General features: G+C 67.9%; 8 protein-coding genes. 7 read left to right on the forward strand and 1 reads right to left on the reverse strand.

The features are described from left to right. The 7 genes from SCA01S_RS21145 to SCA01S_RS21175 form a co-directional block, all read left to right on the forward strand. On the forward strand, nt 1–2,479 hold a 2,479-nt coding region (locus SCA01S_RS21145; protein ID WP_157089084.1), incomplete at its 5' end, for a glycosyltransferase. Beyond that, a complete protein-coding gene (locus SCA01S_RS21150) occupies nt 2,476–3,525 on the forward strand; it encodes a hypothetical protein (protein ID WP_062788768.1) in 1,050 nt (349 codons plus the stop codon). The genes SCA01S_RS21145 and SCA01S_RS21150, both read left to right, overlap by 4 nt. Then, on the forward strand, nt 3,525–4,556 hold the full coding sequence (locus tag SCA01S_RS21155) for a GSCFA domain-containing protein (protein WP_062788770.1): 1,032 nt from the start codon (nt 3,525–3,527) through the stop codon (nt 4,554–4,556). The genes SCA01S_RS21150 and SCA01S_RS21155 overlap by 1 nt, the downstream gene beginning before the upstream one ends. A gap of 23 nt (nt 4,557–4,579) precedes the next feature. Further along, nucleotides 4,580–5,437 (forward strand): sulfotransferase family protein, encoded by an 858-nt coding sequence (locus SCA01S_RS21160; protein ID WP_062788771.1) that lies wholly within the window; start codon nt 4,580–4,582, stop codon nt 5,435–5,437. Further along, nucleotides 5,434–6,429 (forward strand): right-handed parallel beta-helix repeat-containing protein, encoded by a 996-nt coding sequence (locus SCA01S_RS21165; protein WP_062788773.1) that lies wholly within the window; start codon nt 5,434–5,436, stop codon nt 6,427–6,429. The genes SCA01S_RS21160 and SCA01S_RS21165 overlap by 4 nt, the downstream gene beginning before the upstream one ends. Then, nucleotides 6,429–7,445, forward strand: a complete 1,017-nt coding sequence (locus SCA01S_RS21170; RefSeq protein WP_062788775.1) for a CgeB family protein — start codon at nt 6,429–6,431, stop codon at nt 7,443–7,445. Before SCA01S_RS21165 ends, SCA01S_RS21170 begins: the two co-directional genes overlap by 1 nt. A 234-nt stretch (nt 7,446–7,679) precedes the next feature. Then, a complete protein-coding gene (locus SCA01S_RS21175; protein WP_084391173.1) occupies nt 7,680–9,095 on the forward strand; it encodes a capsule polysaccharide biogenesis protein in 1,416 nt (471 codons plus the stop codon). Here the strand turns inward: SCA01S_RS21175 and SCA01S_RS21180 are convergent. Then, a complete protein-coding gene (locus tag SCA01S_RS21180) occupies nt 9,049–10,356 on the reverse strand; it encodes a nucleotide sugar dehydrogenase (protein WP_245652864.1) in 1,308 nt (435 codons plus the stop codon). The two genes, SCA01S_RS21175 and SCA01S_RS21180, sit on opposite strands and share 47 nt — an antisense overlap. Between the last annotated feature and the right edge of the window lie 252 nt (nt 10,357–10,608).

Consider the following 10,608-nt stretch of genomic DNA (forward strand, 5'->3'; position numbering starts at 1 on the left):
GGGGCTGGACCTGGAAGCCCTGGTGGCGCGCCAAGCCGATCGGGTCTTTACCATCTCGGCGCCGCTGGCCGATCATGTCATCGGGCAATGGGGCCTTGATCCCGCCCGCGTGGCCCTGCTGCCCAATGGCATCGACGCGCCCGCCTTTGCCACGATTGCCGCCGCGCCGCTTGCCACCACTACCATCGGCTATGCCGGGGCGCTGGTCGCCTATGAAGGGCTGGACCTGCTGCTCGATGCCCTGGCCATGCTGCATGAGCAGGGCTTGCGCATCGACCTGGTGATCATGGGCGATGGCCCCTTGCGCGACAGCCTGGAAGAGCAGGCCGCGCGCCTGGGCCTGGCGCAGGCAGTCAGCTTTACCGGCCGGCTCGAACCCGATGCCGCGCGGGCACGCATGGCCGCCTGCCACATCGCCTGCCTGCCGCGCCGCCGTAGCGACGTGACCGAACTGGTGCCGCCGATCAAGCTGGTCGAAGCTATGGCCCTGGGCCTGCCCGCCGTGGTGCCCGATCTGCCGGTGTTCCGTGCCGAGGCGCGGGAGGGCGAAACTGCGCTGTTCTTCGCCCCCGGCGATGCCGCAGATCTGGCGCAGGCCATCTCCACCCTGGCCCGTGATCCCGCCATGGCCCACCGCTTGGGCCAGGCCGCCCGCGACCATGCCACCGCCCATCGCGACTGGGCCACCATCGCGCTGACCATTGCCCAGACGCTGCCAAGCCGCGATATCGATGCGCAGGATGAGGCGGCAGACCTGGCCGAAGCGGATGACAGCGGCTGGATCGTGGCCGATGCGCCCAAGCTAATTGCCGCGCTGGGCAATGATGACTTGGCCAGCGTGCACGCCGCCATGGCGACCACCGCATTTGCCGATGCGGCGCAGGCCGCGCGCGAATGGCTGCGCCTGGGCAAGGCGGCAGGCGAAGCGGGCCACCTGGCGGCGGAGAAGCAAGCCGCCGAGGCCGCCGTGGCGATCGACCGCGGGCTGGGCACCCTGGCTGGCGCCTATGCCGCCGCACAGCGCGCGGGGGCGTTTGACCATTGCGCGCGCTGGATGCTGGAAATGCGCCATCATCCCGATGCGCGGACCAACCCTGCGGCGCAGGCGCGGATCGAACGGCTGGGCCAGGGCCTGGCCGGGCAGTTGGACCTGCTCCAGTTGATCGCCCCGCGCGGGCCACGGCTGCTCGCGCCGGTGGCCGGCCGTATCTGCTACATGCTGCACAACAGCCTGCCCTATGCCACCGGCGGCTATGCCACGCGCACCCACGGCCTGGCGGGTGGACTGATCGCAGCGGGTTGCGATGTGGTGGCGATGACGCGGCCGGGCTTTCCCCATGATGCGCTGCCAGACCTTGTCGACAGCGCGGTGCCCGAGGCTGACGTGATCGACGGCGTGCCCTATCTGCGCACGCCCACGCCGGCCCGCACCGATCTGCGCTATGTGCACTATATTCCCGCCGCGGCCCGCGCGCTGGAAGAACGCTATCGCGTGCTGCGCCCGGCGCTGGTGATGGCGGCATCAAACCATCTCGTGGCGCTGCCCGCGCTGATCGCGGCGCGGCGGCTGGGCATTCCCTTTGCCTATGAAGTGCGCGGTTTTTGGGAAGTGACCAAGATGTCCCGCGAGGAAAGCTATCGCGCCACGCCGGCCTATCAGGTGCAGGAACGGCTGGAGGCCGCGATTGCCCAGGCGGCCGACCAGGTTTTCACGCTGACCGCGCCGATGGCCGAGGAACTGGTGGCGCGCGGCGTGGCGCCAAGCCGCATCGCGCTGCTGCCCAATTCCTGCGATCCGGCACGGTTCACCCCGCGCCCACGCGATGCTGCGCTGGCCCGCCAGCTGGGCATTCCTGCGGACGTGCCGGTGATCGGCTACATCGGCACTTTCGTGGATTACGAAGGGCTGGACGATCTTGCCGCTGCCTGCGCGCTGCTCAAGGCCCAGGGCCACGCTTTCCGCCTGCTGCTGGTAGGCAGCGAGAATACCAGCAGCACCATGGACGGGCCGATTGGCGCAGCCATTGCCGCTATGGCCGAGAACGGCGGCTTTGCCGACTGGCTGATCATGCCCGGCCGGGTGCCGCATGAAGCGGTGGAAAGCTGGTACTCGCTGATCGATATCTGCCCGTTCCCGCGCAAGCCCTGGCCGGTGTGCGAAATGGTGTCGCCGATGAAACCCTTGGAAGCGCTGGCGATGGAAAAGGCGGTGGTGGTTTCCGATGTGCGCGCGCTGGCCGACATGATCGCCGATGGGCAGACCGGCCTGGCCTTTGCCAAGGGCAATGTGCCTGCCTTGGCAGAGACGCTGGCGCGGCTGATCGCTGATCCTGGGTTGCGCGCCCGCCTCGGCGGCCAGGGCCGCGCGTGGGTTGCGGCGGAGCGCACCTGGCGCGGGGTGGGCGCGAGCGCGGCGCAATTGCTGCACCCGCTTCTCGCCCTGGACCAGGCGCCGCTGCTGCTGGAGGCGGCGCAATGACCAACATGAGCGCCTTTGTCCGCAGCCTGCGCCGCAAGCTCGCCACACTGCGCCCCGGTGACAACCGCTTCAACGTGCGCACCCACACGCTTCTGGCCCCGCGCGGTCTGGATACGGTGCCGATCGCATTCCGTGTGCGCCTTGTTCCGCAGGCGACGCGCATGGTGGTGAGCCTGCACGGCGCGGCCGATCCGGCGCGACGCCACCGCGGCGTGTTCAACGGCTTCAATCCCGATCTGGCCGATTGCATCCAGGTGGCGGTCAGCGATCCCTCGCTGCAGGTGCCGGGCGATTTTGCAATCGCCTGGTATGCCGGGCACCAAGATTTCGACACACCCGCGCTGCTTGCCCGCGCCTTTGCCGAAATGGCCAAGGCCTGGGGCATAGAGCGCACTATCTTTTTCGGCACGTCGGGCGGCGGATTTGCCGCCCTGGCGCAATCGCACGCCATGCCCGGATCGATTGCCGTGGTGGGCAACCCGCAGACCCGCATCGCCCGCTATCACGCCCCGCTGGTGAGCGCCTATCGCGCCGCGTGCTGGCCCGGCCTGGCCAGCAATGCCGCGCTGGACGGGGTGACCATGGCCGATTGCACCGCGCTCTATGGCGCGGGCTTTCGCAATCTGGTGGTCTATATCCAGTCGCTGGGCGATCGGCACCATCGCCGCGCGCACATGCTGCCATTTGCGGCGGCGATTGCCGGGCTGACCGAGGCCGATCGCGTGCTGTTCCACAGCGATTTCCATGGCGTTCACGGCCACAGCCTGCCGCGCGATGCCTATGCCGACTGGTTGCGCGCCGCCGTGATCAGCCCCACCGCCACGCCGGCCGATCTGCTCGACACCTGGCATGCGCTGCGCCAGCGCCCGGCCCCGCCCACAGTGCCGGGCGGCGGCAAACCGGCCAAGGCCAAGCCCGGCCAGGTCGATGCCGCCGCGCAAGCCGCCGGCACGCGGCTGGAAGCCTGGCTGCGGCACCAGTTCACCGGCGCCGATGCCGTCACGCCTGCCCCCTCACTGCCTGCACCAGCCAAGGAACCTGCCTGATGCGCAACCCCTATCGCGGCCTGCCGCCGCGCGCCTTCTGGACGAGCGCCGTGGCCGAGCGCCACTTGGCAGACATTGCCGAACTGTGGGACCCGATCGCGCTCTCGCCCGAAGACCGCATAGCCACGGCCGGCAGCTGCTTTGCCCAGCATATCGGCCATGCCCTGGCCGCGCGCGGCGCGCACTTCCTCGATTGCGAGCCGCCGCCGCCGGTCTTTGCCGATGCGGACGAAGCGCGGCGGTTTGGCTATGGCGTGTTTTCGTGCCGCTATGGCAACGTCTATACCGCGCGGCAGATGCTGCAACTGGCGCAAGAGGCGCTGGGCCGCCGGCGCCCGGCCGAGGTGGTGTGGGAGCGCGAGGGCCGCTTTTATGACGCGCTGCGCCCTGCCGTCGATCCCGCCGGGCACGCCACCGCCGATACCGTGCTGCTGGCGCGGCGCCTGCATCTGGGCGCGGTGCGCACCATGCTGGAAACCATGGATGTCATGGTGTTCACCCTGGGCCTGACCGAATGCTGGGAAAGCCTGGCCGATGGCACGGTCTATCCCACGGCGCCCGGCACTCTGGCGGGCAGTTTCGATCCTGCGGCCCATGCCTTTCGCAATCTGCGCCATCACGAGGTCTTGGCCGACATGGCCGTGTTCTGGGCCTTGGTGAAAGAGGTGAACCCCGCCGCGCGCATGTTGTTGACCGTGTCGCCCGTACCGCTGATGGCCACGGCCAGCGCGGAGCATGTGCTGCCGGCCACGGTCTATTCCAAATCGGTGCTGCGCGCCGTGGCGGGTGATCTCGCCGCCGATCATGACGATATCAGCTATTTCCCCAGCTATGAGATCATCACCGGGCACCCCAGCCGGGGCATGTTCTTCAACCCCGATCTGCGCACGGTGAACGCAATGGGAGTTGATCTGGTGATGCGGCATTTCTTCACCGGCCCGCTGGCCAGCGCCTTTGCCCCACAGGGCCACGCTCCCGCAACCGAGCCGGAGGCCATCTGCGAGGAAGGCCGCATTACCGAGACGCTGTGACGCTTCCCTCTTGGCCAAGGACCATGACGCCCGTGCCCCCATCCCAGCGCCTGCCGCTTGAAACCTTCATCGTGCTGTGCGGCATGCCCCGCTGCGGCACGCGCCAGTTTGCCGATTTCCTCAATGCCCATCCGCGCCTGTGCCTGCAGGGTGAGATCCGCAGCGGCCTGATCCAGACCATTCGCGCCACGCTGGCCGCAGGTGATCGCGCCTATGCCACGGGGTATGCCGCCAACTATTACCGGCAAAAGCGCGCGCAGGGCGTGATCGACCTGTTTACGCTGCTGTCCAAGGCGCGGCGGATCAGCAAGCCGGGGGCCGATCTGCACGGCTTCAAATGCCCGCAGATGGAACGGCAGAGCGCCGCGATCCATGCCATCGTGCAGCCGGCGTTTGCGCGGCTGGTGTGGTTGCACTGCATCCGCAACCCGGCCGATTGCTGGCTCTCGCTCAAAGCCATGCCGTGGTTTTCCGACGATATGGACCAGTTCGTGGAGCGGTATTGCGACAGCCTGGACCAGGCGCGTGCGATTGCCGATGCGCCGGCCGCCGAGGGTCTCGACACCCGGATCAGCCCGCTCGATCTCGATGCCTTCATCGCGGCGGCAGACAAGCCTGCCTGGCTGGGGCGCCAGCTGTTTGCGCCGCTGGGCCTGGCGCCTTCACCCGAAGACCTCACTCGCATTGCCACCACGACAGACAACCGCAACGCCACGGCGCGCGCCACCGGCAGCGCGCGGGCGACGGCGCTGGACATGGCCGACCACGCGGCGATGGGGCGCCATGCGCCAAGGTTGGACCAGGCGATTGCCGCCTACAATGCGCGGTTCGGCACCGCGCTGGCGCTGCGCCTGCCGGTGGCAGAGGCGGTGGCGGCATGATCCGCCCCGGGCTTGTCGCCTTGGCCTTGCTGGCCCCGATCGCTGCGCACGGGGCCACGCTCTATCTGGCGCCCGATGGCAACGATGCGGCCGATGGCCACAGCGCCAAGGCGCCCCTTGCCACGCTGGGCGCGGCCATCACCCGTGCGCAGCAGGCACCGGCGGGCGAGGAAACCCGCGTGATCGTGCTGCCCGGCGTCTATCGCGGGCAAAGTGCCGATATCGACGGGCGGCGCCTGCATGGCCCGTTGACCCTGGCCGGGAGCAACGCCGATCCGGCTGCCTATCCGGCGTTCGTGGGGGATGGCAGCGGCACGTGGCTGCGCTTTCGCGGGGCAGAGGGGCGCGACAGCGGGTTGACGGTGCGGGCCTTGCGCATCGCGCACTATGCCACGGCGATCAGCCTCAACGGCAACCGCAACGATCCGGCCGCGTTCAACCGGGGCACCGTGCTGGAAAACCTGGTGCTGGCGCAGATCGGCACGGACACGGGCTCCGCGCCAGGCCTGGCCCTGTCGACCGCCGCGATCCGCCTGGTCAATGCGCGCGATACCGTGGTGCGCGGGGTGTTCTTCCACACCATCCGCAATGCCCCGCGCGATAAATGCGGCGGCCTTCACGCGATCTATCTGGCCAGCAATTCCACCGGCGCACAGATCGAGGGCAATACCTTTCAGGATTTCTGCGGCAGCGCGATCAAGCTGCGCGATGCATCGGGCGGGGCGACGATCCGCGCCAACCATTTCCGCAATGCCGATGGCGCGCCGGCCATCGAGGAGTGGTTCTGCGACATGACGCGCACCGACGCATGCACCAAGGCGGGCGGGGAATGCCCCTCCACCGGTATCCGCGTAACCGGCAACGATTTCGGGAACCTGCCGGCAGACCGCCGCGTGATCGTGCGCGGATCGCGCGTGGCGCTGTCGTGGTGTCCGCCGGGCAGCGCCACGGCGCCACGCTTTCTGCTCGATGGCGGGCGGACACTGCCGTGATGCCCGCGCCCTTTGCCCGGCTCAAGATCGCGCTGGTGGCTGATGAGTTGACGCGCGCCTGCCTGGCGCCGGAATGCCAGATCATCGACGTGCCGGCACTGGCCACAGCCTATGGCTTTCACCGCCTGCTCGCCGCCGCGCGGCCCGACATGCTGCTGGTGGAAAGCACCTGGGCCGGGTGGGCGCAGACCTGGCAATATCGCGTCGCCAGCTATCCCGATCATTGGCTGCGTTCGAACCGGCGGCTGCGCGTGCTGGTCCGCATCGCCCGCGACATGGGCATTCCCACGGTGTTCTGGAACAAGGAAGACGGGGTTCATTTCGACCGTTTCATCGCCAGTGCGCGGCTGTTCGATCATGTCTTTACCGTCGATGCCAATTGCCTGGCGCGCTATCGCGCGGCGATGGGCGCGGGTGCTTCGGTCCATGTGCTGCCGTTTCCGGTGCAGCCGGCCTATCACCGTTTTACCGGGTTTGCCTTTGCCCGCCGCCAGGCCAATTTCGTCGGCAGCTATTCCACCCATGTGCACCCGGCGCGCCGTGCCTGGCAGGACATGGTCTTTGCCGCAGCGGTAAACAGTGGCCTGGGGCTGACGGTCTATGACCGCAATTCAGCGCGGCCATCATCGATCTATCGCTATCCCGCCAGCGCCGGGTTGACCGTGCATCCGGCCGTAGCCCACGCCGAAACCGCGCGCATCTACAAGGAAAACCTGGTCTCGCTCAACGTCAACACGGTGACGGATTCGGCCACGATGTTTTCCCGCCGGCTGGTGGAGATCCTGGCCTGTGGCGGCATTGCCGTCACCTCTGCCGCGCGATCGGTGGATACGCTGTTTGCCCGGTACTGCCACGTGGTGCGCGATGGCGCGCAGGCGCAAGACCTGTTTGCCCGGTTGCGCCACGGCCCGCAGCGGGATGACCTGGAACGCGCCCGCGCCGGGGCGGCGCATGTCGCCGCGCACCACACCTGGGACCGGCGCCTGGCCGAAGTGGCGGCCGTGGCCGGGGTCTGATCCCCACGGCCGGCACGCCACTGGCGGTGGATGGCTCCATATCGAACAGGCTTTGCGCCGCCTAGCTTCAACGCTGGACGGCGGGCACCGGCGCCTTGCCGCCCGGTGCGATCCACCCCTACCACCACACGCCTCGCACCGTCGGACATTGCGCGTTTACTGCCTGCGAAACGGTTGTTTCCGCGCTGGTGACACGGCGCGATCGCGATCACCCATCATCGGATTGGCAAGACCATGATGGAGCGGAGACGCACGGTGCGCGAAGGCAGCGAAAGCCGCGATGCCCGGTTGGCAGCAAGCGCTGGCTGGCATGGGCGGGCGGCAGATGGGGGATGGGCCAGCTTTGCCGGCAAGCGCATCTTGCTGTTGCAAGGGCCGGTGGGGCCGTTCTTTTCCCGTCTCGCGCGTGATCTGCGCCGCGCCGGTGCCCAGGTGCGGAAAGTGAACTTCCATGCCGGGGACCAGATGTTTTTTCCGGATGGCCACACCTGGCGCGGACCGATGGCGGAATGGCCAGCCTGGCTGGAGCGGCACTTGGCCGCCTGGCAGATCGATTGCGTGATGCTGTTCGGTGATTGCCGCCCGGTGCACCAGGCAGCGCGCGCGGTGTGCCAACGCCACGGCGTGCCCGTGGGCGTGTTCGAGGAAGGCTATCTGCGGCCCAACCATCTCACGTTCGAATGGGGTGGGGTCAACGCCAACAGCACCCTGCCCCGTGATGCCCAGGCGCTGGTTGGCGCGACGCCAGCCGGGCCGTCCTGGCCACGGCCGGAAGGCGCTGCGCCGGCCGTGCCGGTCCCGCCCACGTTCTGGCGCATGGCGCTGTGGGCCATGCTCTATTTCGCGGCCGGGGCGCTGTTTGCCTGGCGGTTTCCCCACTATGTCCACCATCGCCCGCTCGAACTGGTGCAGGCGCTGCCCTGGCTGCGCTCTGCCTGGCGCAAGCCGCTGCGCGCGCGGGCGCAGCGGGCACTACTGCCACGGCTGACCGGGTCCGAGAGCGGGCGCTGGTTCCTGGTGCCCTTGCAGGTGCACAACGATTCGCAGGTGCTGCACCATGCCGATACCGGCGGCGTGGCCGGGTTCATCGCATCCACCATCGCCTCGTTTGCACGCCATGCGCCGCCCGATTGCCTGCTGGTGATCAAGCATCACCCGATGGATCGCGGGTATCGCGACTATCGCGCCCTGGTGGCGAGCGAGGCCGGGCGACACGGTTGCGCCGAACGGGTGCTGTGCCTGCACGATCAACCCACCCTGCTCCTGTTGCAGCATTGTCGCGGGGTGATCACCATCAACAGCACCGTTGGCTTGAGCGCCTTGGGCGCTGGGCGCGCCACAAAGACCATGGGCAAGGCGTTCTACGATATCCCTGGGCTTACTTACCAAGGCCCGCTGCACCGTTTCTGGCACGAAGCCCCCCAGGCCAGGCCCGACCGCGCGCTGTGGTTGACGCTGGAACGCACGATCATGGCCGAGGCGCTGCTCAACGGCAGCTTTTACCGCCGCGCCGCTCCCGGCAGTGCCACTGGTCTCACCACGGCGCCGCCGCCCGTCCCGCAGCATGGCCCGGTGAGCCTCGGCGCCTGGCCACCAGTGCCGCCTACAGACTCCAGTACTGCACCTCAGCCGGCAGCGCTTGTGGCGTAAGCGCGGATTTCACGTCGATCAACACCCCGCCGGGGCGCAGCATCGCGGCAATCGCCGCGCCGCCCAGCGCCGCATATTCGCGGTGCGACACGGCATAGATCACCGCGTCGAGATCGGCAAAATCATCGAGCGAACTGAGCGTGATGCCAAATTCGTGCGCCGCTGCGGCCGGCTCTGCCAGGGGATCGTGCACCAGCGGGGCGATGCCGAAATCGGCCAGCTCGCGCCAGATATCCTCCACCTTGGAATTGCGGATATCGGGCACGTTCTCCTTGAACGTCAGCCCGAGGATGCCAACCCGCGCCGACTTGAGCGCGCATCCCGCCCCGGCCAGCATCTTGACCGTGCGCTGCGCGATATAGGCGCCCATGCCATCGTTGATGCGCCGCCCCGCCAGGATCACCTGCGGGTGATAGCCCAGCTGTTCGGCCTTGGCCGTGAGGTAATAGGGATCGACGCCGATGCAGTGGCCGCCGACCAGGCCGGGATAGAAGCGCAGGAAATTCCACTTGGTGCCAGCGGCCGCCAGCACTTCGCTGGTGCGGATGCCGACCAGATCGCAGATCTTGGAAATCTCGTTCATCAGGGCGATGTTGATATCGCGCTGGGTGTTCTCGATCACCTTGGCGGCTTCGGCCACCTTGATCGAGCTGGCCTTGTGAATGCCCGCTTCCACCACCGCGCCATAGAGATCGGCGAGCAGGTCCAGCGTTTCGGCGTCTTCGCCGGCCACGACCTTGACGATCTTTTCGAACGGATGCTCCTTGTCGCCCGGATTGATCCGCTCCGGGCTGTAGCCCAGCTTGAAATCGACGCCCGCCTTCAGGCCCGAAACCCGCTCGATCGTGGGGGCACAGACTTCCTCGGTCGCGCCGGGATAGACGGTCGATTCGAACACGATCACGGTGCCCGGACGGATCACCTTGCCCAGCGTTTCGCAGGCCATCTGCACCGGCGTGAAATCGGGGCGGCGGCTTTCATCCACCGGCGTGGGCACGGTCACGATGATCACCGGGCAATCCGCCAGGGCCGCGGCATCGTCGGTCACCACCAGCGTGGATGCAGCCAGGTCCTCGGCCGAAACCTCGCCGGTATAGTCATGATGGGCGCGCAAGGTGGCGATGCGATGGGCGCTGACGTCAAAGCCCACCACGGCAAACTTGCGGGCAAAGGCAATCGCCAGGGGCAGGCCCACATAGCCCAGCCCGACCACACCGATCCTGGGACCGCCCGTCTGCGAAAACACCCCGTTGCCCTGCACGCCTGTTCCATTCCTGCTGATGCCAATTGCCTTTGGCCATAATCCCATGGCGTTACCAATCCGCAAATGGCCCAAGCCCTGCCCAAAGGACAGCAAAGCGCGCGTTCACCCCGTGCAACGGTGGGCCTTCCCCTGTCCGCGCTCTTTGACTAAGGGCACGATTAAACCGCTTTCATCCCGTCCCGCCACAACGGAGTCGCCCGATGTCCGACCTTGCCACGCTCGAAGCCCCCGTCACCAATCCGGCGGTGC

Source organism: Novosphingobium capsulatum NBRC 12533 (genome assembly GCF_001598375.1).
Taxonomy (GTDB): Bacteria; Pseudomonadota; Alphaproteobacteria; order Sphingomonadales; family Sphingomonadaceae; genus Novosphingobium; species Novosphingobium capsulatum.